Raw genomic sequence first — 25,735 nt, 5'->3', positions numbered from 1 at the left:
GGTGAGGTGCCCTTTTCCCACCATGAAAAGTTTGCGGCATGACCGACCCTGCCCTGACGCTTCGCGACGTGACCCTTGCCGACAAGTTCGACCTGTCGACCGGGCGGGTCTATCTGACGGGCACCCAGGCGCTTGTCCGCATGTGCCTGATGCAGGCGGCGCGGCTCCGGGCGGCGTTGTGGCGCTGGTGGGGGACGATCACACCTGCGAAAGCTCGACCACCTGCCACCAAAGCGAATATGCGCTGGTCGACGCGATGATGCCTGTGCTGCACCCGGCGGACATCTCCGAGATCGTGGACTTTGGCATGCATGGCTGGGCGCTCAGCCGATTTGCCGGGCTTTGGGTCGGGCTGAAATGCGTCAAGGATAACGTCGAAAGCAACGCCTCTGTTGCTTTGCCGCCGGATCGGCCCGCGCCTGTGCTGCCCAAGGCCGCCCTGCCCGAGGGCGCACGGGGATATGCCGGAATTGGTTGCCACTGGATGAGCCAGATGATGGACCGGTCAACCGAAGGGTACACCCACATGGGCGGTGAAGGGGGCAACTGGTTCGGCGAAGCGCCGTTTTCCAGTCGGTCGCATGTGTTCCAGAATCTTGGGGACGGCACCTATAACCATTCGGGCCTGATGGCGGTGCGAGCGGCCATCGCCGCCGGTGTGAACATCACCTACAAGATCTTCTACAGTGACGCGGTCGCCATGACCGGCGGGCAAAGCCACGAAGGGGGGCTGGGACCGGGGCAGATCATTGCGGAATTGCGCGCGGCGGGGGTGACGCGGCTTGAGGTCGTTTCTGATGACCCAAAAGCGGTAGATCACGCGGACCTGCCCGGGGAACTGACCGTTCACCACCGTGGCAACCTTCAGTCGGTGCGGGGCGAGCTGGCGCGGGTCCGGGTGTCACGGCACTGGTTTACCAGCAAACCTGCGCCACCGAAAAACGCCGCCGGCGCAAGCGCGGAACGATGCCCGATCCCGATCGCTGCGTGGCGATTTATCCAGAGGTCTGCGAAGGTTGCGGCGATTGCGGTGTGCAAAGCAACTGTGTCGCGATCCTGCCGCTGGGCACGGCACTGGGCCGCAAGCGCGCCATCGACCAAAGCGCTTGCAACAAGGATTTCTCGTGCCTCAGGGGGAGGCAGTTTCGTCACGGTCGAGGGCGGCAAGCTGCGCAAGCCGACTGGCCACAAGGCCGTGGACGCGGAGCTACCCGCGCCCGGGCCCATGCTGACGCTGGATCGCCCCGTCAGCATTCCCTTACCGGGGTTGGTGGCATCGGGGTGGTGACTGTCGGGGCCTTGATGGGCATGGCGGCGCATCTGGAAGGCAATGGGGTTGGCCTGATCGACATGGCGGGTCTGGCCCAAAAGGGCGGGGCAGTCACCACGCACATCCGCCTTGCGCGCGATCCCGCGCAGATCAAGGCGGACCGCGTGCGCCGACTAACCGCCTATCAGGATGCGGAGTATGCGGGTCTGTATCAGAGCTTTGTTTTGAAAGTGTCCCAACAGGACACCGGAGCAGGTCAGCCCATCGCGTTGGCGGTGGCCGGGATTCTTTACAAGGTTATGGCCTACAAGGATGAATACGAGGTCGCCCGGCTGATCCCGGACGGTGCGTTTGATGCGCATCTGGCCGAAACCTTCGAAGGGGCGCCACGTCTGACCTATCACCTGGCGATGCCGTTTCTTCCGGGCCGTGATCCGGCCACGGGATGTCCGCGCAAAGGCGCCTTTGGCCCGTGGGTTCGGCCCTTGCTGCGGGGGATGGCGCGGTTGAAACACCTGCGCGGGACATGGGCCGAGCCCTTTGGCCGAACCGCTAAACGGCGGGAAGAGCGGCGATTGATCCACGATTACAGGGCCATGTTGGACAAGGGGCTGGCCCGGTTGCCCCGCGAGACCTGCGACCGGGTGCTGGCTCTTGCAGAATGGCCGGACTGCATTCGCGGTTATGGACCGGTCAAACTGGCCGCCGTCGAAAAAGCTGACGCCGAACGGACCCGCCTGTTGGCGGCACTGGAAAGCATCGCGGGCAGCGCCCGGCATGCGGCCTGACGGGATGGTCATGACACGTCCGCTTTTGACGTCTTCGCATTGGGGCACCTATCGCGTCAGCCGCGAAGGTCCACGTGTGACCGGCCTGCACCTGTTCGAGCGCGATCCCGATCCTTCGGCCACCGGTCCGGGCATCGTCGAGTTGCTGGAACTTCCCACCCGCATCACGGCCCCGGCCGTCCGCGAAAGCGGGCTTCCTTTGACGGGTCGGCCCGCGCCAGCGGCGTCGAATTGGTCGACTCGCCAGAGTTGCAGGCCGCCTATGACGCATGGGTGGCGGCGGTCGGTGAAACCGCTTTGGGCATTGCCGAGTCCAAATTTCGCATGGACGATCCCGAGGCGCTGTTCACCGCCTTTCAGGGTACATCGCCAAATGGGCGGGCCTCTTGGACGGTGTCGACCGCACAGACGAAGACGACCTGACCGCGTTGGTCAAGGCCAACCTCTACGACAAGCTGGACGTGACGACCTACGGCATGGACTGAACGTCCTGACAGGTCTTGGGGCGGCGGATCATTCCCCGTCGCTCCTCTTTTCTTGCGCAGTTGACAAGTTGTCAGACAAATTTGTAAAGGTTGTCTTGCAGGTTGATGGCAAGGATGCCCATGTCTGATCACGCCCCCGCCGACCGATTGGAAAACCAAGTCTATCGCGAGTTGTTGGACAAGATTCGTTTCGGCACCTACGCGCTTGGCGAGAAGCTGCCCAGCGAGCATGAACTGTGCGAAGCGCATGGTGTTTCGCGCCCAGTGGTGCGCGCGGCGCTGTCCAAGCTGCGCGATTCCGGTCTGATCGTCTCGCGGCAGGGGGCGGGATCTTTCGTCAACAGCGGCACGTTGCAAGAGGTGCGGGGCTTTTCCGCGCTGGGCAGCGTTTCCGACATTGCCAGCTATTTCAGGTTTCGCCGCTTGATCGAGGCCGAGTGCGCCGCACAGGCTGCGCTGAACGGCACCCCGGACGGGGCGGCGCGGTTGCACGCGATCATCCGCGACATGCAGGACCTGCTGGCACGCGGAGAAGATGCGGTCGGAGAGGACATCCGGTTTCACACCGCCATTGCTGAATTGTCCGGCAACCGGTTCCTCGTTGAAACCATCGACATGCTGCGCCCCAGTTGGATCTTCGTGGGCAATTTCGTGAAAAGCCTTGGCTGGGCAGGCACCCGGACGGGCGGCAGCATGATCGAAGAACATCAGGCCATTGCCGATGCCATCGCCGCGAGGAACGCCGAAGGTGCCCGAGCGGCCATGTTGGCCCATGTCGACGGATCGGAACGGCGCGTTTTCAAAGGAAAGATGGATGGCGATTGAGATCACCTGCGTCGCGGACACGCACAGCCAGGTAGGCGAAGGCGCGGTTTGGGACGACCGCGCCCAGTGCCTTTGGTGGGTCGATATTCCCGCCGGACTGGTGCATCGCTTTGATCCGGCCACCGGGCAGAACCTGTCCTACGACATGGGCGAACCTGTTGGCTGCCTTGCCCTGCGCGAGGCGGGCGGGCTGGTTCTGGCCCTGAAATCGGGGTTCTGGTTCTTTGATCCCGAAACCGGTGCGCGCAGGCCGATCCACGACCCGGAGGCGCAGCTGCCCGAAAACCGTTTCAACGACGGCGCGACCGATGCGCAGGGCCGGTTCTGGGCCGGGACAATGAAGGACGGCGGCGATCCCGAACCTCAGGGCAGCTTTTACCGGCTGGATTCGGACGGAAGCGTCACTTTTTGGCGGGGCGGGTTTTACACCACCAATGGTCTGGCGTTTTCACCTGATGGCGGGCGCATGTACCTGTCCGACAGCTATGCCGGCGTGCGCAAGATCTGGGTCTGTGACTATGACATCGATACGGGCACGCCGGGCGTCCCGGAATTGTTCTTTGACACGCGGGACGTTGCGGGCCGGCCTGACGGCGGCACGGTAGATGCCGAAGGGTGTTACTGGCAGGCGGGCGTTTCGGGTTGGCAGTTGTACCGTCTGTCGCCCGAGGGCGAGGTCCTTCTGACCATCGACATGCCGGTCGAAAAGCCCAGCAAGCCGATGTTCGGCGGTCGCGGGCTGGACACGCTGTATGTCACATCGCTGGGCGTTGGTCTGGATGAGACGCGCGCCCAACCACAGGCCGGAGGCCTGTTCGCGATCACCGGTCTGGGCATCAAGGGCCTGCCGCAAACCCGCTTTCAGGGATGATCCCGCCGCGCGGATTTTGCATCGGATTTTGAACGAGAGGATACCATGCTGAAGAAATTGCTGATCACAGGGGCCACTGGCAACCTTGGTGCGGTATGCCGCACGCGGCTGAAACCCATCGCCGAAACCATCCGCCTCAGCGATCTGCCGGGGGCTGATATGGGGCAGGCCGCCCCGCATGAAGAAATCCTACCCTGCGATCTGGGGGACAAGCAGGCGGTCGAGGCATTGGTCGAAGGCTGTGACGGCATCGTCCACATGGGCGGCCAGTCGACCGAGGCCGATTGGGACACGGTGCGCCACGCCAATATCGACGGTGTCTTTCACCTGTACGAGGCGGCGCGCAAATCGTCGGTCACGCCGCGCATCATCTTTGCCAGTTCCAACCACGCCATCGGCTTTTACAAGCAGACCCAGCGGCTGGATGCCAATGTCACGCCCCGGCCTGACGGGCTTTATGGCGTGTCCAAGGTCTTTGGCGAGGCGATGGCCAGCATGTACCACGACAAGTTCGGCATCGAGACCGCCAGCATCCGCATCGGCTCCTGCTTTCCAGAACCGCGTGACCACCGGATGCTGTCCACATGGCTCAGCCCTGATGACTTCATCCGCATGATCGAACGCATCTTTGCCGTGCCGCGTCTGGGCTGCCCTGTCGTCTATGGCGCCTCGGCCAACGGGGCACAGCTTTGGGACAACCGCGAGGTCGGCTACCTTGGCTGGCAACCGCAGGACGATGCCGAGATCTTTCGCGCGCAATTGGACGCCAGCATGGATCCGCCCGCAGCCGATGACGCCCGCGCGGTCTATCACGGCGGGGCCTTCTGCGCCGACGGTATCCACGAAAAGTGACAAAACAAGGAAATCCAAATGATCGAACCGAATGCGCTGCGCGACATCATCCGTTCCGGCCTGCTGTCCTTTCCCGTCACACCCTTTGATGGCGAGGACCGTTTCAACCCGGCCGCCTTTTCCGCGCATCTGGAATGGCTCAGCCCGCACAAGATTGCCGGGCTGATCGTGGCAGGCGGCACCGGAGAGTTGTTCTCGCTCACCCCGTCCGAGGTCATCGAGGTGGTGAAAACCGCCCGTGCCGCCCAGCCGGGCCAGCCTGTGATTGCCGGGTGCGGCTATGGCACCAAGCTTGCCTGCGAGATGGCGCGCGGGATCGAGGCGGCGGGTGGCGACGGCATCCTGCTGTTGCCGCATTACCTGATCGGCGCGCCGCAAGACGGGATCGAGGCGCATATCCGCGCCGTCTGCAAATCCACCAACATGGGGGTGATCGTCTACAACCGGGGACAATCCGTCTGTTCGGCCGAGACACTGGCACGGCTGGTCGAGGAATGCCCGAACCTGATCGGCTTCAAGGACGGCACCGGGGACATCGACACGGTCAAACGCATCACCGTGGGGCTGGGCGACCGGCTGGCCTATATTGGCGGAATGCCCACGCATGAGCTCTTTGCGCAGGCTTTCCGGGGCGCGGGCGTGGATACATATTCCTCGGCGGTGTTCAATTTTGTCCCCGAAACTGCGCTCGCTTTCCACGCGGCGTTCGCGGCAGGGGATGATGCGACCTGCGAGCAGATGCTGCGCGACTTCTACTATCCTTTCGCCAAGGTGCGGGACCGCAAGACCGGCTATGCCGTCTCGGCCATCAAGGCGGGCGTGGCCCTGCGTGGATTCGACACCGGTCCGGTGCGTTCGCCTCTGACTGACCTGACCGGCGAAGAGCGCGAGATGTTGAGGGACGTGATCGGTGCCCGGACATGAACCGGGCCGGCAACTAGAACGGGGGCGACCCATTCATTTTGGTGACGCATTCAGACTGTGATGTCGCCATTTGGCCGGACTGTGGGGCGGGGATCGGGAAAATGCGCGATCCCTTGCTTCAGGACGCCCCATCGCATGCTTGCGCCTTACTCAGTTGATTCCATGTTCTCGACTTCCGAATGTGACCGCATCATCCAGCTTGCCCATGCGGATGACTTTGCCGAAGCTGGACTGGTGCGGGGACGCCAGAATGAAAGCATCCGTGTCGCCCGTATCGTCTGGCTGGACGAAGAGGGAGAGGCCGGCTGGATCTTTCGCCGCGTTGTCGACACGGTGCGCGAGGTGAACCGCGCGCATTTCGGCTTTTCCCTGACAGAGTTCGCGGAACGGGCGCAGGTGGCTGTTTATGAAGCCGACGCGGGCGGGCATTTCGACTGGCATTCGGACATCGGGCACGGTCCGTTTGCCCAGAAACGCAAGTTGACGCTGGTCGCCCAGCTCAGCGGCGCTGCCGACTATGACGGTGGCCTGTTGGAGCTCAACGCCAATGGCCAGATCGATAGCGCCGGAACAAAACGCGGCGGCGCGACCCTGTTTCCCAGTTTTGTCCTGCACCGCGTCACGCCGGTCACGCGCGGGCGGCGGTATTCGCTGACCACATGGGTTCACGGACCAGAGTTTACCTGACAGGCTTTGCGAAACGGGTCTGTGTCGCTAGGCTTCCCTAGGGGAAAGTTTGGGAGGCAGGCGCATGGGAAACCCGGTTTCATCCATCACGGTGGTGGGAGGCGGCACAGCCGGGTGGCTTGCGGCCACGTTCCTGCGGTCCAAGGTTTCGCCAAAGATCAAGGTGACGCTGATCGAGTCGCCGAACATTCCCACCGTCGGCGTGGGAGAGGCGACGGTGCCGCACATGCCGGTCACGCTGCGCGAGATGGGCATCGACGATCAGGATTTCATGCGCCGCTGCAACGCCTCTTTCAAAATGGGCGTGATGTTCAATAACTGGAACGTCGACCGCAAGGGCCGGTTCATTTCCTACATGAACCCGTTTTCGACCCCACCACGGATTGATGGCGTGGAGGTCAGTCAGTATTTTCAAGCCTTTGGCGCGGGTAAACGGGATTTTGTCCAAAGCTATTCACCAATGGTCGATCTCTTCGAACATTGGAAGGGACCGTTCTCGCTCAAGGGGGCAGAGAACGACCCGATGCCGCGTGCCGGCTATGCCTATCATCTGGATGCCGTGAAATTCGCGGGCCTGCTGGCCGAGCTGGGCGTGGCGCGTGGTGTTGAGCATATCCTTGACGATGTCGATGATGTTGAATTGGACGATCGGGGTTTTGTCGCAGCGCTAAAGCTGCGTGAGACAGGGCGACACGCGGTTCAGCTTGTGATCGACTGCACGGGTTTTCGCGGGCTGATCATCCAGAAGGCGCTGGGCGAACCCTTTGTCGACTATTCCGACTACCTTGGCAACGACCGGGCCATGGCGATGCCAATCCCGCATCCCGACCCGATGAAAATCCGCGCCGCAACACAGTCCACCGCGCTGGGCGCCGGGTGGAGCTGGGCCGTGCCGCTGTTCAACCGGATTGGCACCGGCTACGTGTTTTCCTCGGCTCATCGGACAGACGAACAGGCGGCCGAAGAATTCCTTGCCCATCTTGGCGACACCGCACCCAAGGGGGCAGAGCCGCGCGTGATCCCCATGCGAATTGGCCGGTCACGCCGCGCATGGGTCAAGAACTGCGTCGCGCTGGGCCTGTCGGGTGGGTTCATCGAGCCATTGGAATCCACCGCCATCCACATGATCGACATGGGCCTGCGCTGGCTGTTGGAGTACTTTCCAAGTCAGGATTACGAAGAGCCGACGCGCAATGCCTTCAACAAGGTTTCGGACAACCTGTTTAACGAAGTGCGCGATTTCATCTGCCTGCACTATCGGTTGGGCAACCGGACCGATGATCCCTATTGGATCGACGCCCGCACGCAGTTGAAGATTTCGGACCGGTTAGACCACCTGCTGGACCTGTGGCAATACCAGTTGCCGACCTTTCAGGATGTGCCCTTTTCCTACCTGTTCTCACATCAGGTCTTTACGGCGGTCCTGCTGGGGAAACGGTCCTACGAAACGGGCTATGGGGCCGACAAACTGAACCATTCCTTCGCCATGTCGGAAAAGCTGTGGAAAGAGTTCCTGCGGAAATCTGCGGCTCGGAACCGGGCGGTGGTCGAGTACAAGGCAGACCACCGGCGCACCTTGCTGTTTTTCCGGGGCGAGTTGAACAAGGCCGCGGCCCCCGGCGCGCATTTGGGGGAGGTCACGCAGGGCGGGGCGTTCGAACCGGTGCTGTTCTGACCCGGGGCAGGTCAGACCACCTCGATCACGCCCTTGTCGATGGCCAGCATATAGCCGCGCCGCGCGATGTTCTTGACCAGCAATTCGCTGACCATCTGGTTGCCCAGACCGTCGCGAAGCCGCTTGATCCGCGTTGCCCCCGAGGCTTCGTCGCAATCCGCTTCGGCCTTGCCCGAGATCATCGCCTCGATCTGGGCGCCGCTCAGCATTTCGTCGTCCAGCCGCGCCTCGGCCAGAACGGCCAGCGTTTCCATCATGGCATCCGTCAGCTTGAACCCCATGGTGTTCAGGTAGACGGTGTTTTCCTCGCGCGAGATGATGAGGCTGGACACTTCGATCCCGGACCGTTCGATCTGGGCCATGCGGCGGTTCAGCGACACCAGCATGACAAGGAAAACCAGCGCCGCCACCAGCATCGCGGCGGCAAAGACCAGCAGGACAAAGATCACCATGCGGTAACTGGCCAGCGTGTCCGAAAAGGCGGTGCCGGACTGGGCGAGGATTTCCAGCAACTTGATTTCCGCCTGGCTGGCGAGGTTGTCGTTTTCCAGAAAGATCCGTTCGACGCGCGCGTTGAACGCATTGGCATCGGGCAGGGTCAGCATCAACACCGCACCGGCCACCGCAAGGATCGCCACGATGGCGATAATGCCCAGCGTGACGATACGGGTGCCGGAACGGCGGCTTTCGCTAGCGGTAATAGTGTGGTTTTGCAAATTCGATTTCCGATGCCGTGGGGGGGGAGGTCGTGACCTTGACAAGGCCCAGCAGGCTCCAGCCGCCGCCGGAAATACGCGACCGGACGATGCCTTCGGGCGAAGAGGGACAGCTGCCCGACACGCGAACGATCCCGTAGTGCAGGGCATAGGGTGCGTCGCGCTTGGCCTTGTAGTGGATATAGCAATCCGCCGCGGCGGCGCCGGGCAGGGACATTGCCAACAGCACGAAGGCAGCGGAAATCAGGCGGGCAAGGGCTGGGGTCATGATGGTGCGCCGGGTTCTGGACATGATCCCAAATTGCGCCGCCAGCCCGAGAAATTCAATAACGAGAGGGGGCTGGCGTGGCGGTTATCCGATAGCGACGGGGTGATATTGCGCCACCACGGGGCCGGCGGAAGGCTGAGGTCGGGAGTTGCGGACTTGACGCGGCCCCCGCCCATCCCTGCGAGAGGAGATTACCTCATGTCTGCACGCATCATTACCAGCATCGTCACCGCTGCGGCCCTTGCCGTAACGCTTGGGTCGGCTTCGCCGGTTCAGGCCGGACATAACGACGACGTCAAGAGATTCCTCGGCGCCGCCATCGGCCTGTACATCCTTGGACAGGCGATCGACAACAATCATCGCAAGCGGGTCATCATCCAGCGCCACCCGCAGCGCCATCACCACGGCAAGTGGAAAAAGAAGCGCTGGCAGCAAAAGAGCTGCGGTCGTCACGGTGGCCACAATGGTTGGAACCGCCACGGCCAGCGCTGCTGGTAAATCTCAGTCGAGCAGCCCCGACATAAAGGGGAGCACCGGCGCAACCGGTGTCAGAAGGGATCTCGTCAGGGGTCCCTTCGCATTTGCGCTTGGGGCAATACGATTTCGACTGCCGGATCCAGCGTGACCTCTTCGAGGTTGGCGGTCTCGCCGATCCGGTCGATGACCGCGAACAACCCCGGCGCAGAAAGAGGCGTCAGCACTCCGTGCCATGTGCCCCGGTGAAAATTCACCCCCTGTCCGGGGGCCGCCAGAAAGGCGTGGATCGGTCCGGGCGTGTCGCCCGGTTCGGCCACGATCACCAGCCATGGATTACGGTGCATCGGCAAAAAGGCCTGACTGCCTTCCGGGTGGCGTTCGACAAGGTCCAGCCGGTAGGGCAGGCTGCGCGGTTCGGCGTCGAACAGGCTGATCCCGGCGCGGCCGCCGGGGCCGAAATCCAACTGCGCCAGATCGTGATGCCGCCCGCATTTGCCCGCGTTGATCAGCTTGTCCGGCGGGCCGGAGACCTCCAGCACCTCGCCGAACGGGGCAAAGGCGGCCGGGGTCAGTGGTTGGGTGGTGATCTGGGTCATGGGGCTTTCGGCCTTCGTTGAAAGAGACGTCACAGAAGCGCGTCCAGCCGCAGGCGCGCAATGCGTTCGACCTGCCGGCAAGCCTCGTCGAATTCTTGGGCGCTGTCGTTTTCCAGGCGGCGTGTGAAGGCATCAAGGATGCCTTGTTTGTCGTGGTCACGCACGGCGATGATAAAGGGGTGGCCGTGTTTTTCGGTGTAGGCGCTGTTCAGGTCGGTAAAGCGGGCGCGTTCTTCATCGGTCAGCGCATCCAGACCGGCACTGGCCTGTTCGGCGGTGCTGTCTGCGGTCAGGCGCTTGGCGGCGGCCAGTTTCCCGGCAAGGTCGGGGTGGGCGCGCAGGACGGCCAGCCGCTCTTCGGGTGTGGCGCGGCGGAATGCGCGGGCCAGTGCATTGGACAAACCGGCAGGGCGGTCATGGGCGGGGCCCAGTTCCATGTCCCATGCGCGTTCCGCCACCCATGGGCTGTGTTCGTAGACGCCGCCGAAACGGGCCACGAACCTGTCGCGGTCCATCTGCGAGGGGCGTTCTTCGGTGGTTGGCGGATGTGTGGCGGCCCAATGTTCGGCGATTTGCAAGCGGGTCGGTGTCCAGACGCCGGGGTGCGCGGCGATATGGTTCAGGAAACGTTCCAGACCGGCAATTTTGCCGGGGCGGCCGATCAGGCGGCAATGCAGCCCGACGCTCATCATCGCCGGGCGTCCCTGCATGCCTTCAGCATAAAGAGTGTCGAAAGCGTCGATCAGGTATTGGCCGAAATCCTGCCCGGTGACCCAGCCCGGAGCACCCGCAAAGCGCATGTCATTGGCCTCCAGCGTGTATGGGATCACCAGTTGATGATGATCTCCGATCTTGCGCCAATAAGGCAGGTCGTCGTCATAGGTGTCCGAAACATAGGCGAATTGCTCGGTTTCGGCGGTCAGGCGCACCGTGTTCATCGAGCAGCGCCCGGTGTACCAGCCGCGCGGCGGCTCTCCGACCACCTCGGTGTGCAGGGCGATGGCCTCTGCGATCTGGGCGCGCTCTTCGTCCTCGGGCATGTCGCGGTGTTCGATCCACTTCAACCCGTGGCTGGCGATTTCCCAGCTGGCCTCTTTCATCGCCTCGACCTGTTCGGGGGACCGCGCCAGTGCCGTGGCGACGCCGTAGATCGTCACCGGGATATCCGCGCCGGTAAACAGCCGGTGCAGACGCCAGAACCCGGCACGGGCGCCGTATTCATAGATCGATTCCATGTTCCAATGGCGTTGCCCCGGCCAAGGGGCGGCACCGGGGATGTCGGATAGAAACCCCTCGGACCCGGCATCGCCATGCAGAAGGTTGTTTTCGCCGCCTTCTTCGTAGTTCAGAACAAATTGCACGGCGATCCTTGCGCCGCCGGGCCATTGCGGATCGGGGCGGTTGGGGCCGTGGCCAATCATGTCGCGGGGGTAACGGTTCATCTTGACCTGCCTTTGGCTTTGCCTCTGTCATAGAGCCACTGCGGGCAGGCGCCAATGTCAACCCCGCGGCACGGCGAAAGGGCAGAGCGATGAGCGACGGTTTTCTGACGACACATGTGCTGGACACGGCACGGGGCTGCCCCGCGGAGGGCATCAGGATCATGCTGTATCGTGTATCCGGCAATTCGCATCGCAAGATCGCCGAGGCGGTGACCAATGCCGACGGGCGCACCGATGCGCCGATCCTGCCCGCCGACAAGTTCAAAACCGGCAGTTACGAGCTGATCTTCTGTGCTGGCGATTACCTGCGTGCCAGCGGGCAGGCGGGCGTTGATCCGCTGTTTCTGGATCAGGTGCCGATCCGTTTCGGGATGAGCGAAGAGGCGCATTACCATGTGCCGTTGCTGCTGTCGCCCTATGGCTATTCGACCTATCGCGGCAGTTGAGGCGCGGAACTGGACAGGCCGGGTGTGAGTGACTATCTAGGCGCACCATGGCCAAGAAACCCGACAGCAATCCGAACTACAAGGTGATCGCCGAAAACCGGCGCGCACGCTTTGACTATGCCATCGAGGATGATCTTGAATGTGGCGTCGTGCTGAGCGGGTCCGAGGTGAAATCCCTGCGTGAGAACACATCCAACATCGCCGAAAGCTATGCGGCGGTGGAGGACGGCGAACTGTGGCTGGTCAACAGCTATATCGCCCCCTACGAACGCGCCATGTTCGGCCACGAAGAGCGGCGGCGCCGCAAACTCTTGTGCTCCAAGCGGGAATTGGCACGCCTGTGGAATGAGACCCAGCGCAAGGGTATGACGCTTGTGCCTCTGGTGATGTATTTCAACCACAAGGGTATCGCCAAGATCAAGATCGGCATCGCCAAGGGCAAAAAGAACGTCGACAAACGCGAGACCGAGGCCAAGCGCGACTGGAACCGGCAGAAACAGCGGTTGCTGAAACAAGGCGGCTGAGCGTCTTGACCTCTTGAACGGCCCATTGGTTCGCAGATCCTTTGGCACGCAAGAGAGGACGTTCCCCATGATCCTGAAACGGGCCTTGATCGGGCTGATGATGCTGGTGGCGGCCCCGGTGGCCGCGCTGGATGAAACCGATGTGCTGGAAACGGTGACCGCCTATTTGCGCGCGGATGCGGATTGCGCTGCGGCCAATGCCGCGCCCGGCTGGGAACGGCGCGTTCTGGAAATGCCGGGAGATGGCTACCGTCTGCGCTATAGCCGCTTTGGCTGTGTGCCCGGGGCGAAGGGGGCGATCGTCATATCCCCCGGCCGCAGCGAGCCTTCTTATGAATATGCCGAGACCGCGTTGGATTTCATCGCACGTGGATTTGGCCCGGTTTACGTGGTCGATCACCGGGGGCAGGGGTTGTCGCCGCGCCTGCTGCCGGATGTCGACAAGAGCCACGTCGAGGATTTCGACGATTACCTGCGGGATTTCGCGGTTTTCGTCGAGGCGGTTCAGGAGGATCTTGTGGCACTGGGCGTGCCGGATGCCCCGCTGTACCTGACATCGAATTCCATGGGCGGAGCGATTGCGGCGGGGTACTTTCAAAAGCTTGGTGCGGACAACCCGTTTGACGCGGCGGTTCTGGTCAGCGCCATGATCCATGTGAACTACATCAGCTTTACCGATAAACCGGCCAGTTGGCTGAACCTGCGGATCTATTCGGAAACCGGCGTTGCCCTTCAGGGATGGTGGCGGTGCGACGTCGCCTGGATTTGGGATGCGGGGAAATGCCGGGGTTACGCCTCGGAGCGGACCTTCGGAGCCTATGAAAGCTGCACGCGCAGTTTCAAACCGGGCTGCGAGTCGATGATGACGCAAAGCCGGGCGCGATATGACCTGCGCACCCGCATGTGGGATGCGTTCGACTGGTCCGGGATCCGCGCGAGGGAATATGCGGGCGAGCATTGGGAGGGGCCGCAGATCGGCGGGTCGACCACGCTTTGGGCGCGCGAGTCCGTGCGCTATTTGCGGGAAATTCGGCGGGATAAAAACTTGTCGCGGATGGTGCATGTGCCGGTGATGCTGCTGAGCGGTACCCGCGATCTTCGTGCCTATCGTCAATACGCGCGCTTTCTTGAAGCGACCCCGGACCTTTCCCGCCACGCGGCTTTTTGCGACGATCTGAATGCGGCCAGCCTTGCCGCGGACAAGGGCTATGTCTGCCAGTTCTCTGCGATCAACGGCGCTTTCCACGAGATCTACAAGGAGCGGGACCGGGAACGGAACATGGCGCTGGACATGGTCGAAGCCTTCTTTCTGCGCCACACCCGCTGAGGTCTGCGCTTGCAAGCCGCTCCCCTCTTGCCTAAGCACGGGGGGATTGACCGCTGAGGGGGCACCATGTTCGTCGACGATCCCAAGACGCTCGTCTCGACCGAGTGGCTGGCAAAACACCTGAACGATCCCGACCTGCGGGTGCTGGATGCCAGCTGGTATCTGCCCGATATGGGGCGGGACGGTCGCGCGGAATACACCGCCGCGCATATCCCGGGGGCGCGCTACTTCGACATCGACGAGATTTCCGATGCCCGGTCGGACCTGCCGCACATGGCCCCGCCGCCGGAAAAGTTCATGTCGCGGATGCGCGCGATGGGCGTGGGCGACGGACATCAGGTTGTGGTCTACGACGGTGCGGGGATCTTTTCCGCCGCGCGGGTCTGGTGGCTGTTCAAGCTGATGGGCAAGGATGACATCGCCGTGCTGGACGGCGGCTTTGCCAAGTGGCAGGCCGAGGGCCGCGAGGTCGAGGACATGGATCCGATCGTGCGCGACCGGCACATGACCGTCCGCCGTCAGGCGCATCTGGTGCGCGATGTGACCCAGGTGTCCGCCGCGACCAAGCTGAAGAACACCGAGGTGATAGACGCAAGGTCGCCCTCGCGCTTTGCGGGCGAGGCGCCGGAGCCGCGCGAGGGGCTGCGGTCCGGCCATATCCCGGGGTCGAAGAATGTCTACTACCGCGACCTGCTGACCGGGGACGGCACGCTGAAGGACAATGACAGCCTGCGCGCGGTTTTCGAGGCCGCCGGGGTGGACCTGTCGAAACCGGCGATCACCACCTGCGGATCGGGCGTGACCGCCGCGATCCTGAGCCTTGCCATGCAGCGCATGGGCAAGAGCGACCATTCACTTTACGACGGTTCCTGGGCGGAATGGGGTGCCTTCCCGACGCTGCCCGTCGCCACGGGCGCCGAATAACCGGAGACAGAGATGTTCGAGACCATCAAGGAACAACCCGCCGACAAGATCCTGATGCTGATGCAGGCCTTCCGCGAGGACCCGCGCGAGGCCAAGATCGACCTCGGTGTCGGCGTCTACAAGGATGCCTCGGGGAATACGCCGATCATGCGCGCGATCAAGGCGGCCGAGCAGAAACTCTGGGAAGCGGAACAGACCAAGGCCTATACCGGCCTTGCGGGCGATCCCGGCTTTTCCGATGCGATGATCGCGCTGGTGCTGGGGGATGCGGTGGCGCGCGACAATGTGGCCGCGGCAGCGACCCCGGGCGGCACCGGCGCCGTGCGTCAGGCCTTTGACATGGTCAAGATGGCCAATCCCAAGGCGCGCGTCTTTGTCAGCGATCCGACATGGCCCAACCACCTGTCGATCCTCAAACACATGGGCATCGAGACCGTGATGTACCGCTATTTCGACAGCGAAACGCGGGGCGTCAATTTCGATGGCATGATGGCGGATCTGGCACAGGCCGGGCCGGGTGACATCGTTCTGGTGCATGGCTGCTGCCACAACCCGACCGGCGCCAACCTGAACCTGACCCAGTGGCAGGCGCTGATCGACCTGCTGCTCAAGACCGGCGCGACGCCCATGGTCGATATCGCCTACCAGGGTTTTGGTGACGGGTTGGAAGAAGATGCGGCTGCGGTGCGCCTGATCGCCTCGTCGGTGCCGGAATGCCTGATCGCGGCCTCCTGTTCGAAGAACTTTGGCATCTACCGTGAGCGTACTGGCCTGTTGATGGCGGTGGCACAGGACGGTGGCGCGAAAAAGCTGAACCAGGGAACGCTGAACTATCTCAACCGGCAGAACTTTTCCTTCCCGCCGGACCATGGCGCGCGGCTGGTGACCATGGTGCTGACCGACGACGCGCTGCGTGCCGATTGGCAGGCGGAACTGGAAGAGATGCGCAACGGCATGTTGGGTCTGCGCGAGCAACTGGCCGGCGAATTGCAGCGCCTGTCGGGATCGGACCGTTTCGGTTTCCTGGCGCAGCACCGCGGCATGTTCTCGCGCCTTGGCGCCGACCCGGAGCAGGTCGAGGCCCTGCGCCGCGATCACGGTGTCTATATGGTGGGCGATTCGCGGATGAACATCGCCGGGCTGAATGCCGAGACGGTGCCGATCCTGGCCGAAGCCATCGTGAAATCCGGCGTCTGATCCAGATGAGCGGGCCCTTTGGGGCCCGCGCTTGTTTTCCGTGGCACCCGCCTTTGGCGGTGGCCACGGGCCTGCCTCCGGCGGGAGTATTTTGGCCAAGAAGAAGCCGGGGTGGGGTCTTTCACGGACTCGAAATGAGAACAAAACGGGAATATATTGTCCCGCATGTTCGCCGAGCTTTGTATCACCTCGAATTTCACCTTCCTGACCGGGGCCTCGCATCCGGAGGAATACATGGAGCGGGCCGCGCTTGCGGGGCTGGCGGCGATTGCCGTGGCGGATGTGAATTCGGTTGCGGGGATCGTGCGGGCGCATACGGCGGGCCGCGAGATCGCGCGGCAGGTGGCGGAACTGGAGCGGTTGGAGGCTGAGGGGGGCGTGATCGGGCCGCCTGCGCCGCCGGGCCTGCCCGACCCGCCACGGGCGCCGGTTCGCAATGTGCCCCGGTTGATCCCTGCCGCGCGGCTGGTGTTCACCGAAGGGGTGGAGATGGTTGCGCTGGCGGCCTCACGCGGGGGGTGGGCGCTTTTGTGCCGGATGCTGACCGCCGGACGGCGGCGGGCGGAGAAGGGATCCTGTCACCTGTCCCTGTCGGATCTGCCCGATGCGGCGGAGGGGCTGGAGTTTATCCTGCAGGTGCCGGGGCGGATGGATGCGGGGTGGCGGCGTCACGTGGCGGGCCTGTTGACGGCGCATCGCGGGCGGATGCATCTGGCGCTGGCACCGTCGTATGACGGTGAGGACGGGCAGCGGATCGATGCATTGGTGCGGCTGGCCAGAGAGCTGGACCTGCCCACCGTGGCCACCGCCTTGCCGGTCATGCATCATGGGCGGCGGCGGCGGCTGGCGGATGTGCTGACCGCCATTCGTCTTGGCACGCGGGTTGACCGGCTGGGCCGTTCGGCGCTGGCCAATGGTGAGCAGCGGTTGCGCAGCGAAGGCGAGATGCGTCGCCTTTTGGGGCGTCATGCCGAGGCGGTGGACCGGGCCATCGCGCTGGCCGCGCGCTGTAGCTTTGACATTGCTTCGTTGCGGTATGAATACCCGTCGGAGATTGCGCAGGGCGAAACGGCGCAGGCGCGCCTGTCGCGGCTGGCGCATGAGGGGTTGCGCTGGCGCTATCCGCATGGCGCGCCGGAGAAGGTGCAGCGCCTGCTGGCGCATGAGCTGACGCTGATCGCCAAGCTGAAGTTTGAGCCCTATTTCCTGACCGTGCGTGACATCGTGGCCTTTGCCCGGTCTCGCGGGATCCTGTGCCAGGGGCGCGGTTCCGCCGCCAATTCGGTGGTCTGCTATTGCCTTGGCGTCACCTCGGTCAGTCCCGAGATCGGCACCATGGTGTTCGAACGCTTTGTCAGCGAGGCGCGGGATGAGCCGCCCGACATCGACGTCGATTTCGAACATGAGCGGCGCGAGGAGGTGATCCAGCACATCTACGAGACCTACGGTCGCCATCGCGCGGGTCTTTGCGCCACCGTGATCCACTATCGCGGCAAACGCGCCATCCGCGAGGTGGGCGCCGCCATGGGCCTGAGCCAGGACACCATCGGGGCGCTGTCCTCGCAGTTGTGGGGGTTCTTTTCCACCAAAGGGTTGGAGCGTCAGCGTATGGCGGAGATCGGTCTCGATCCGGACGACCGCCGCCTGCAACTGACGATGGAGCTGATCTACGAGATCATCGGCTTTCCCCGCCACCTGTCGCAGCACGTGGGGGGCTTCATCATCACCGAGGGGCGGCTGGACGAGCTGGTGCCGGTTGAAAACGCCGCGATGGAGGGGCGCACCGTCATCTGCTGGGACAAGGATGACATCGACGCGTTGGGCATTCTCAAGGTGGATGTGCTGAGCCTCGGGATGCTCACCTGCATCCGCAAGGCCTTTGACCTTGTGGCGCGGCATCACGGCGCCCGGCACACGCTGGCCACCCTGCCGCCCGAAGATCCGGAGGTCTATGACATGCTCTGCAAGGCGGACAGTGTCGGCGTCTTCCAGGTGGAATCCCGTGCGCAGATGAACTTTCTGCCCCGGATGCGACCGCGGTCCTTCTATGATCTGGTGATCGAGGTCGCCATCATTCGGCCCGGTCCGATCCAGGGCGACATGGTCCACCCCTATATCCGCCGCCGCAACGGCGAGGAACGCGTCGAATTCCCCTCGGACGAGTTGGGAGAGGTGCTGGGCAAGACGCTGGGCGTGCCGCTGTTTCAGGAACAGGCCATGCAGATCGCCATCGTCGGCGCGGGATTCACCCCGGAACAGGCCGACCGCCTGCGCCGTTCGCTGGCGACCTTCAAGAAACACGGCAATGTCAGCGAATTCCGCAGCCTGTTCCTGCGCGGCATGGCGGCCAAGGGCTATGACCGCGACTTTGCCGAACGCTGTTTCAGCCAGATCGAGGGCTTTGGCTCTTACGGGTTCCCGGAAAGCCACGCCGCCAGCTTTGCCCTGCTGGTCTATGCCTCGGCCTGGTTGAAATGCCATCACCCGGGGATTTTTGCCTGTGCGCTGCTGAACTCGCAGCCCATGGGCTTTTACGCGCCTTCACAGATCGTGCGCGATGCGCGTGAACACGGGGTCATGGTGCGGCCCGTCTGCGTCAACGCCAGCTACTGGGACAACGTGATGGAGCCGGACGGCCGCGGCGGGCTGGCGCTGCGGCTGGGGTTCCGCCAGATCAAGGGGCTGGGTGAGGAGGACGCCACCTGGCTGACCACCGCGCGCGGCAACGGTTATACGCGGGTGGCGGATGTCTGGCGCCGCGCGGGGTTGGCCCCCAGGGTGCTGGAACGGCTGGCCGAGGCCGATGCCTTTGCCGCCCTCGGCCTTGCCCGGCGCGAGGCGCTGTGGGAGGCCAAGGCGCTGAACAAGGGCGGCGAACTGCCCCTTTTCGCCCGCGATCTGGATGGCGAGGCGATCTCTGAGGTGGCCGCCGCGCTGCCCCAGATGAGCGAAGGCGAACAGGTGGTCGAGGATTACGTCGCCATGCGTTTGACCCTGCGTGCGCATCCGGTGGCCCTGTTGCGGCATATCCTGACGCCGGAGGCCGGGCAGGGCGTGCCCTCGGCGGGCGATTCCTCTCCGGCTGACCTGCGCGCCGAACTGGCGCGCAACCGGGGACAGCATCCGCGGGATCTGCCCAGCCCGGTTGGGCGGCGATGAATGCGGATCGGTTGTGCGGCCATGGCTTGATGTTGCCGCGCGGTTTGTCTTGTATCGCTACAAGGGGCGCGCAGGCGAACAGGAGGATCGGGGAATGGCAGGTCTGAAGGCAATCCACCACGCGGCGATCATCTGTTCCGATTATCAACGCTCCAAAACTTTCTATGTGGACACGCTTGGCCTGACGGTTCTGGCCGAAAACTACCGGGCCGAGCGGCAGTCATGGAAGCTGGACCTTGCCCTGCCGAACGGTGCGCAGATCGAGCTTTTCTCATTTCCCGAACCGCCCCGGCGGCCATCGCGGCCCGAGGCGCAGGGCCTGCGCCACCTTGCCTTTACGGTCGATGATATCGAGGCGACCATGGCGGGCCTGACAGCGGCCGGCGTGCCGGTCGAAGATCTGCGCGTCGATGAATACACCGGGCACCGGTTCACTTTTTTCCGCGACCCGGATGACCTGCCGCTGGAGCTTTATGAATCGGTGCCCTTTGCCGCGCCGGAGCGGCACCCGGCCTAGCCGGGCAGGTCGACAAGGACGCGACCGCCTTCGATCCTGACGGGGTAAGTCCTCAGATCGACCGAGGCCGGTGAAGACAGTGCTTTGCCCGTGCAAATGTCAAAGCGGCCGCCATGCAGGGGGCATTCGATTACACAGTCGATGACCATGCCGTCCTCAAGGCTCTGCTCTTCATGCGTGCACATCAGGTCCGAGGCAAAGAACCCTTTTTCCGTGTTGTAAATCGCGTAGGACCGTCCCGCGTACTCCCATGCGATCAGGTCTTCGTCGTCCACGTCCGTCGTGGCACAGGCGTCGATCCAATTCCCCATATGTCTTTCCTTCCTTCGGTCAGCGGTGGGCCGGAACCCATTTGTCGAGCGCTTCGAGGAACATCTCCTCTTGGTTCGGCAACATGCCGATATTGGTTCGGGCATAGGGAAAGGTCCCGCCCGCCACCTCGTTGTGAAAGGTCGCCAAGGCCGCAACGCGTTCCTCATGGATCTGCCGGTGCAGACGCCCCACGTTGCCAAAGGCATGGGCATGTTTGGGGGGCTTTTCCTCTTCGCTGGCCTCGCCGCAGACGTCGGCAACGAAGGAAAAGATCGCATCTCCATGCGGCCCGGACCCCAGAGAAAAAGTCACGACAGCGGTTTTTTCGTTCACGGCTTGCAGGACTTCCTCGGCGATGCATTCCGCCTCGACGGCAAAAACGCCCACGTCTTCCATCCGCTTCAGCGTTTCCCAGATCTGCATGGCTTCGGCGGCGGTACGGCCAAAGGCGCGCAACCCGCCGCAATGGTGGCTGAACGTGGGGATCAGGCCGATGTGGCTTTGTACGGGGATGCCCTCGCGCGCCATGCGTTCCATCACATCGAAGGACCGCAGCGTGTAATACATGTCCGCACCGCGCCGCATCGCCTCGAAGGCATGGGCCACGATGTCGTCATCAGATCCGAATTGCGCCCATGTCGATCCTGCCCCGGCGAAATGCGACGGGGCCAGCCGCCGCAGGTCCTCCATCTGGTCGGTGCCAACAACAAAGAGGTCAATCCCGGCTTCGACGCAGGCGCGGATCTGGTCGTTGTCTGCCGGGTTTGCCATGGACAGCTTGCGCCCGGATCCCTTCAACGCCTTCAGGTCTGCAATGGTATAGTTGCGGGTGGCCGGTTTGCGGCTGAAATCATAGATGCGTTTCATCCTACATCGTCCTCTGCGCAATGCGCTTGACCGGGCCGCCCTCTGTGATCATGTGCGGAGCTTGCCGCAGCGTGGGCGCCTTGGTCGACAACCCGATGGACCGGCGCAGCACCACCACGGCAACCTCCCAGTTGCTGCGGAAAAAGCCGTTGTCCGGGGCGGGCACCTGATCCTTCACCGCTTCGGCCAGTTGCGGCAACGCGTGAAAGGGGACCTGCGGATACAGATGGTGTTCCACGTGGTTGTTCATGTTCATGTACAGGAATGCGGCCAGCGGCCCGGTGCGGAACGACCGCGTGCTTTCAAGGATCGAAGGAGAGTTTTCCTGTAACTCGACGTGCTGGATCAGCGTGAACAGCAACATGATCGGCGCACCAAGGATTCTGGGCAGAACAATCAGCCACAGCGGCCACCAGATGCCGACCGCCGGGGCCAGCAGGACGACAAGATAGATCGCCACCATGATCCGGGCATTTCGGGTCATCTTGGGGAATTCCTGCTCGGGTGTGACCATGCGCATGGTGTCGGTGTAGTGACCGATGGACAGGTGCCAGAAAACCTGAAGGTGAAAGCGCAACAGCGCAAAGCCTGTGATCTCGGCCAGCCAGCCGCCAAAGCCCATCGGCGTGTCGAAAGGCATCTGGCTGTCTTTGCCCACGTGCCAGGTATGGGTGTGGTGATTGGTGTGCGTATACCGCCGGTGCAGCGGCTCTTCCATGTAGATCAGGGATGTGACCCACAGCACGGCTTCGTTCAGCCAACGGGTGCGAAAGGCCGTCCCATGTGCGGTTTCGTGGCTGGCGGAATAGGCTGGCACCGACAGAAAGATGCCGTGCAGCATCATCGCGGGCCAGACCCAGGGCGACCCGATCAAGATCCAGACCAGCGATCCGGTGACGATCAGGGCTACGGTCCATTGCGCCAGCCAGATCACCCCGGGGCGGTCGCTGCGCGCGGCGATGGTCTTGAGGGTCTTCTTGTCGAGTTTGACACCGGAAGACGCGGCATTTGTGGGCTGGTAATCGGGCATGGGTCAGCTCGCGTAGTTGAGGCCTTCGTCGTCGAGGATTGCTTTCAGCTCGGCCAGATGGTGTTCAGCCTGATCGGGGTAATCCTCAAGCTCCTGCGCGGTTTTTTCTGCGATTTCAGCGGGTAGCACGCGCAGAGGTTTGCCGGTCTGAAGCGCGCGGATATAGGTTTCGGCCGCGCGTTCGAAATAGTAGAGGCGGTTGAACGTGTCCGCGACGCTGTCCCCGATCACCAGCACGCCGTGGTTGCCCATGACCATGACCTTTTTCTTGGGGTCGGTCAGCATCCCGGCACAGCGCATGCCCTCCTCTTCGAAGGCCAGCCCGCCAAAGGCGTCGTCGATCACCACCCGGTTGTAAAATGTGGCGGTGTTCTGGTCGATCGGCGGTAGGCTGCTGTCTGCAAGACTGGCCAGAACGGTGGCGTGGATCGAATGCACATGCATGACACAGCGGGCGTGCGGGCACAGCCGGTGGATGGACCCGTGCAACCCCCACGCGGTGGGATCGGGCGCACCGGGGCGCTGCATTGTCGTCGGATCATTTGCGTCCAGCAGCAACAGGTCCGAAGCCTTGATCCGTGCGAAATGACGCTGGTTCGGATTCATAAGAAACCGGGTGCCTTCGGGATTGACCGCGAGGCTGAAGTGATTGGCCACCGCCTCGTGCATGTTCAACCGCGCGGTCCAGCGAAAGGCCGCGGCCATGTCCACGCGTTCGTCCCAGAAGGTAAGATTTTCCTGTCCGTGTCTGTCCAGCATGACGCCGCCTCCCTTTTTGACTGCCAAAGGGATAATTGGCGGCAGAAAACCTGACAAACGATGGATTCCGCGCCTATACATTAAACAAGCTTATGCATGGATGATATATGCGATGACGACCGATGGTTTGCCTCCCCTGACCTGGCTGCGGGCCTTCGAGGCCAGCGCCCGGCACCTGTCGTTCACGCGGGCGGCGGCAGAGCTGAACCTGACCCAATCGGCGGTCAGCCAGCACGTCCGCAGTCTTGAGGCTTTTCTCGGGCGGGAACTATTTGTCCGGCGGACGCGCGCCATTGACCTGACCGAAGCGGGGGCAAACTATCTGCCGGTGCTGCGCGAAGCCTTCGACCTGCTGGCCAGCGGCACACGTGCCTTCACCGGGGGGGACCGGGGGCGGCACCTGATCCTTCAATGCAACATGGCGTTTTCGGTGATCTGGCTGGCACCGCGGCTGTCCCGTCTGCTGCGACAACATCCGTGGCTTGTTCTGAATATCGTGACGCCGATCTGGGATCCCGAGCGTCACTCGGCCAATGCGGCGATGGAGATCCGTTTCGGGCGCCCCGAGGATATGTCGGCCGCCGCCGAACGTCTGACGCAGGAAAGGTTTTTCCCGGTCTGTGCCCCAACCTTTCAGGAGGGGCGCCCCAATCCCGATGAGGCCGTTTTGATGGATTGCGCCGGGCTGACGGGGACGTGGGGCGCGTGGTTCACGTCACAGGGCAAACCCTTTGATCGTGAGGGCAGCGTTATGCTGACCTCCACGTTCGTGATCGCCATCGAAGCCGCCAAACACGGGGCGGGCATGGCCATGGCGCACGATACGCTGGCCGGGGATATGCTGGCGGACGGACGCCTTGTGCGGCCCTTCGATCACTGCCCCGACCTGACAGAGGCGTATTTTCTGCTTCCGCCTGCCGATCATGCCGCCACGCCGGCCTCGCGCGCTTTCGAGGGCTGGCTGCGGGCCGAACTGGCCGCATTTCAGGCAGGGGGCTGAGGCTCAGATCGCCCGGGCCACCACCAGCCAGTTGGGCAGTTTTCGCGGATAGCCGCCGGTTTCGACGATCTCGAACCCGGAGGCCTTTAGTGCAGCTTCGATCTGGGCCGGACGCAACGAATGAACCGGGCCGGGGGCCTTGCCGATCTTTTGCAGGATCCAGATCAGCGGGCGGAACCAGGGTTTGCCACCAAGGCAGGGTGTCTTGGAAATGAATAGCCCGCCTTCGGGCAGCAGACTGCGCACATGCCCCATCACCCGTGCCGGATCCTCCACCAGATGCAGCAGGTTGAAGGCCAGCACCGCTTCGAACCGCTGGCCCGCTCCGGCGTCCTCGGCCGCGGCCACCTGAAACGAGACATGGTCGACATCGGCGGCTTTTTCATTGCCGATCCGCACCATTTCACCGGACAGGTCGGTGCCAAGATATCGGGCCACCCCATCTGCCAGTTTCAACGCCGTCGACCCGGTGCCGCAGCCGATTTCCAACACCGACATCTCGGGTCGCAGCCAATGCCGCACCCGCTTTAATGTGGCCTCATAGGCCTCGATGTTGCTGATCGGTTGTCTTGAGTATTTCTCTGCAATCCCGTCCCAGAAAGCCGCCGCCGTCATCTCTGCGCTCCATTCGCCTGACCTGGTCGGCATATACGGTGCAGACGCTCAGAAAGGGATTGCCGAATGTGGCAGGGCAGCCATACGGTTTCGCATGGCTGCCCGGTTTTGTCGGGGCTACTCCGCCGCGTCGCGTTTGGGCAAGATCCAGTCTGCCCGCGGGAAGTGGCAGGTATAGCCGCCCGGATAGCGTTGCAAGTAGTCCTGATGTTCAGGCTCGGCCTCCCAGAAATCACCCACCGGCTCCACCTCTGTGACGACCTTGCCGGGCCATAGCCCCGAGGCTTCGACATCGGCGATCGTATCCAGCGCGCATTGTCGCTGATCCTCGTCCACGTAGTAGATGGCCGAGCGATAGCTCATCCCAAGGTCATTGCCCTGCCGGTTCAGCGTGGTCGGATCGTGGATCTGGAAAAAGAACTCCAACAGGCGCCGATAGCTGATCTTCGCCGGATCAAACAGGATCTCGATCCCTTCGGCATGGGTGCCGTGGTTGCGATAGGTGGCGTTTGGCACATCCCCGCCGGTATAGCCCACGCGGGTCTTTTCCACGCCGGGCAGCTTGCGGATCAGCTCTTCCATACCCCAAAAGCAGCCCCCCGCCAGAACGGCACGTTCGGTCATTCGATTTCCTCCACCTGGTCGATGTAATCAGCGTAGCCCTCGGCCTCCATTTCGTCGCGATGGATGAACCGCAGCGAGGCCGAGTTGATGCAATATCGCAGGCCACCCCGGTCCATGGGGCCGTCGGGGAAAACATGCCCCAGATGGCTGTCACCATGGCGCGAGCGCACTTCGGTGCGGATCATCCCGTGCGTGGTGTCGCGCAGCTCGACGATATTGTCCGGTTCAATGGGTTTGACAAAGCTTGGCCAGCCACAGCCCGATTCGTATTTCGCGGCGCTGGCAAACAGCGGCTCTCCCGAAACCACGTCCACGTAGATCCCGGGTTCCTTCGTGTGCAGATATTCGCCGGTCCCCGGGCGCTCTGTCCCGCTCTCTTGGGTGACGTGGAACTGCTCGGGCGTCAGGCTGTGGATAACCTCTGGTCTTCGTTCATATTTTGGCATCTTGTCCTCCTCTCGGATCGCGCCGTCCGATGGTATGGCATAACATGGGGTGTAGCGCGCCAAATCAAAGCGGGATGACACGGTTCTCACGTTGCCTTGCGTGCCTCTTGCG

The 25,735-nt window shown here is 63.0% G+C and carries 26 protein-coding genes and 1 pseudogene; 16 read left to right on the top strand and 11 right to left on the bottom strand.

Translation table 11 applies throughout. From position 1 onward, the window contains the following. Positions 1-439: 439 nt before the first annotated feature. From KJP30_RS25215 to KJP30_RS09805, 7 genes and pseudogenes are all read left to right on the top strand, one after another. Positions 440-2,058: pseudogene (locus KJP30_RS25215) on the top strand (DUF6537 domain-containing protein); the annotation flags it as partial. Positions 2,059-2,663: 605 nt separating this feature from the next. Then, complete coding sequence (locus tag KJP30_RS09830; RefSeq protein WP_218448960.1) at positions 2,664-3,368, top strand: FadR/GntR family transcriptional regulator; 705 nt, start codon at positions 2,664-2,666, stop codon at positions 3,366-3,368. After that, on the top strand, positions 3,358-4,239 hold the full coding sequence (locus KJP30_RS09825; protein ID WP_218448959.1) for an SMP-30/gluconolactonase/LRE family protein: 882 nt from the start codon (positions 3,358-3,360) through the stop codon (positions 4,237-4,239). The genes KJP30_RS09830 and KJP30_RS09825 overlap by 11 nt, the downstream gene beginning before the upstream one ends. A gap of 45 nt (positions 4,240-4,284) precedes the next feature. Beyond that, entirely contained in the window at positions 4,285-5,091 is an 807-nt protein-coding gene (locus KJP30_RS09820; protein WP_218448958.1) for an NAD-dependent epimerase/dehydratase family protein, read from the top strand. A gap of 21 nt (positions 5,092-5,112) precedes the next feature. Continuing rightward, on the top strand, positions 5,113-6,015 hold the full coding sequence (locus tag KJP30_RS09815; protein WP_218450107.1) for a 5-dehydro-4-deoxyglucarate dehydratase: 903 nt from the start codon (positions 5,113-5,115) through the stop codon (positions 6,013-6,015). Positions 6,016-6,177: 162 nt separating this feature from the next. Further along, entirely contained in the window at positions 6,178-6,702 is a 525-nt protein-coding gene (locus KJP30_RS09810) for a 2OG-Fe(II) oxygenase (protein WP_246594456.1), read from the top strand. Between the two features lie 64 nt (positions 6,703-6,766). After that, entirely contained in the window at positions 6,767-8,377 is a 1,611-nt protein-coding gene (locus KJP30_RS09805) for a tryptophan halogenase family protein (protein WP_218448956.1), read from the top strand. 11 nt (positions 8,378-8,388) lie between these two features. Here KJP30_RS09805 and KJP30_RS09800 read toward each other — a convergent pair whose 3' ends face one another. After that, positions 8,389-9,093, bottom strand: a complete 705-nt coding sequence (locus KJP30_RS09800) for a winged helix-turn-helix domain-containing protein (RefSeq protein ID WP_218448955.1) — start codon at positions 9,091-9,093, stop codon at positions 8,389-8,391. Continuing rightward, positions 9,068-9,385 carry a hypothetical protein gene (locus tag KJP30_RS09795; RefSeq protein ID WP_246594455.1) on the bottom strand — a complete coding sequence of 106 codons (318 nt, stop codon included), beginning with the start codon at positions 9,383-9,385 and terminating at the stop codon, positions 9,068-9,070. The genes KJP30_RS09800 and KJP30_RS09795 overlap by 26 nt, the downstream gene beginning before the upstream one ends. 174 nt (positions 9,386-9,559) lie before the next feature. On the opposite strand from KJP30_RS09795, the gene KJP30_RS09790 reads away from it, so the two are divergent. Continuing rightward, complete coding sequence (locus KJP30_RS09790; protein ID WP_218448954.1) at positions 9,560-9,859, top strand: hypothetical protein; 300 nt, start codon at positions 9,560-9,562, stop codon at positions 9,857-9,859. Between the two features lie 65 nt (positions 9,860-9,924). Here the strand turns inward: KJP30_RS09790 and KJP30_RS09785 are convergent, their stop codons facing one another. Together KJP30_RS09785 and puuE are read right to left on the bottom strand one after the other, a co-directional pair. Beyond that, entirely contained in the window at positions 9,925-10,434 is a 510-nt protein-coding gene (locus KJP30_RS09785) for an ureidoglycolate lyase (RefSeq protein WP_218448953.1), read from the bottom strand. Between the two features lie 29 nt (positions 10,435-10,463). Then, positions 10,464-11,876 (bottom strand): allantoinase PuuE, encoded by a 1,413-nt coding sequence (puuE, locus tag KJP30_RS09780; RefSeq protein ID WP_218448952.1) that lies wholly within the window; start codon positions 11,874-11,876, stop codon positions 10,464-10,466. 89 nt (positions 11,877-11,965) lie between these two features. Between puuE and uraH the strand changes: the two genes are divergently transcribed. The 7 genes from uraH to gloA2 all read left to right on the top strand — a co-directional run bounded on the left by uraH (position 11,966) and on the right by gloA2 (position 19,970). Beyond that, a complete protein-coding gene (gene uraH / locus KJP30_RS09775) occupies positions 11,966-12,322 on the top strand; it encodes a hydroxyisourate hydrolase (protein ID WP_218448951.1) in 357 nt (118 codons plus the stop codon). Between the two features lie 47 nt (positions 12,323-12,369). Then, entirely contained in the window at positions 12,370-12,846 is a 477-nt protein-coding gene (smpB, locus tag KJP30_RS09770; RefSeq protein ID WP_218448950.1) for an SsrA-binding protein SmpB, read from the top strand. 67 nt (positions 12,847-12,913) lie between these two features. Continuing rightward, positions 12,914-14,173 (top strand): alpha/beta fold hydrolase, encoded by a 1,260-nt coding sequence (locus tag KJP30_RS09765; RefSeq protein WP_218448949.1) that lies wholly within the window; start codon positions 12,914-12,916, stop codon positions 14,171-14,173. 66 nt (positions 14,174-14,239) lie between these two features. Next, positions 14,240-15,097, top strand: a complete 858-nt coding sequence (gene sseA / locus KJP30_RS09760) for a 3-mercaptopyruvate sulfurtransferase (RefSeq protein ID WP_218448948.1) — start codon at positions 14,240-14,242, stop codon at positions 15,095-15,097. A gap of 12 nt (positions 15,098-15,109) precedes the next feature. After that, on the top strand, positions 15,110-16,294 hold the full coding sequence (locus KJP30_RS09755) for an amino acid aminotransferase (RefSeq protein WP_218448947.1): 1,185 nt from the start codon (positions 15,110-15,112) through the stop codon (positions 16,292-16,294). A gap of 165 nt (positions 16,295-16,459) precedes the next feature. Next, complete coding sequence (locus tag KJP30_RS09750) at positions 16,460-19,453, top strand: error-prone DNA polymerase (RefSeq protein WP_218448946.1); 2,994 nt, start codon at positions 16,460-16,462, stop codon at positions 19,451-19,453. A 94-nt stretch (positions 19,454-19,547) separates the two neighbouring features. After that, on the top strand, positions 19,548-19,970 hold the full coding sequence (gene gloA2 / locus KJP30_RS09745; RefSeq protein ID WP_218448945.1) for an SMU1112c/YaeR family gloxylase I-like metalloprotein: 423 nt from the start codon (positions 19,548-19,550) through the stop codon (positions 19,968-19,970). Here the strand turns inward: gloA2 and KJP30_RS09740 are convergent. The 4 genes from KJP30_RS09740 to KJP30_RS09725 are packed head-to-tail and all read right to left on the bottom strand — an operon-like array spanning position 19,967 to position 22,938. Next, positions 19,967-20,281, bottom strand: coding sequence for a non-heme iron oxygenase ferredoxin subunit (locus tag KJP30_RS09740; RefSeq protein WP_218448944.1), 315 nt, complete (start codon positions 20,279-20,281; stop codon positions 19,967-19,969). The genes gloA2 and KJP30_RS09740 overlap by 4 nt on opposite strands. Before the next feature lie 19 nt (positions 20,282-20,300). Then, positions 20,301-21,149, bottom strand: coding sequence for a 3-methyl-2-oxobutanoate hydroxymethyltransferase (locus KJP30_RS09735; RefSeq protein ID WP_218448943.1), 849 nt, complete (start codon positions 21,147-21,149; stop codon positions 20,301-20,303). 1 nt (position 21,150) lies between these two features. Beyond that, positions 21,151-22,179 (bottom strand): fatty acid desaturase, encoded by a 1,029-nt coding sequence (locus KJP30_RS09730; RefSeq protein ID WP_218448942.1) that lies wholly within the window; start codon positions 22,177-22,179, stop codon positions 21,151-21,153. A 3-nt stretch (positions 22,180-22,182) separates the two neighbouring features. Beyond that, the gene (locus KJP30_RS09725) at positions 22,183-22,938 is read right to left on the bottom strand and encodes a class II aldolase and adducin N-terminal domain-containing protein (protein WP_218448941.1); all 756 of its coding nucleotides are present in this window, start codon (positions 22,936-22,938) and stop codon (positions 22,183-22,185) included. 112 nt (positions 22,939-23,050) lie between these two features. Here KJP30_RS09725 and KJP30_RS09720 point away from each other — a divergent pair, with 112 nt between their 5' ends. After that, entirely contained in the window at positions 23,051-23,938 is an 888-nt protein-coding gene (locus KJP30_RS09720) for a LysR family transcriptional regulator (RefSeq protein ID WP_218448940.1), read from the top strand. Between the two features lie 3 nt (positions 23,939-23,941). On the opposite strand, the gene KJP30_RS09715 is transcribed toward KJP30_RS09720, so the two are convergent. From KJP30_RS09715 to msrB, 3 genes are all read right to left on the bottom strand, one after another. Next, the gene (locus KJP30_RS09715) at positions 23,942-24,586 is read right to left on the bottom strand and encodes a class I SAM-dependent methyltransferase (protein ID WP_246594454.1); all 645 of its coding nucleotides are present in this window, start codon (positions 24,584-24,586) and stop codon (positions 23,942-23,944) included. A gap of 84 nt (positions 24,587-24,670) precedes the next feature. Further along, positions 24,671-25,177 carry a peptide-methionine (S)-S-oxide reductase MsrA gene (msrA, locus tag KJP30_RS09710; protein WP_218448939.1) on the bottom strand — a complete coding sequence of 169 codons (507 nt, stop codon included), beginning with the start codon at positions 25,175-25,177 and terminating at the stop codon, positions 24,671-24,673. Next, the gene (gene msrB / locus KJP30_RS09705) at positions 25,174-25,623 is read right to left on the bottom strand and encodes a peptide-methionine (R)-S-oxide reductase MsrB (RefSeq protein ID WP_218448938.1); all 450 of its coding nucleotides are present in this window, start codon (positions 25,621-25,623) and stop codon (positions 25,174-25,176) included. The genes msrA and msrB overlap by 4 nt, the downstream gene beginning before the upstream one ends. Between the last annotated feature and the right edge of the window lie 112 nt (positions 25,624-25,735).

The organism is Antarctobacter sediminis, from assembly GCF_019218285.1.
Lineage (GTDB): Bacteria > Pseudomonadota > Alphaproteobacteria > Rhodobacterales > Rhodobacteraceae > Antarctobacter > Antarctobacter sediminis.
This window is presented reverse-complemented; position numbering and strand designations above follow the sequence as displayed.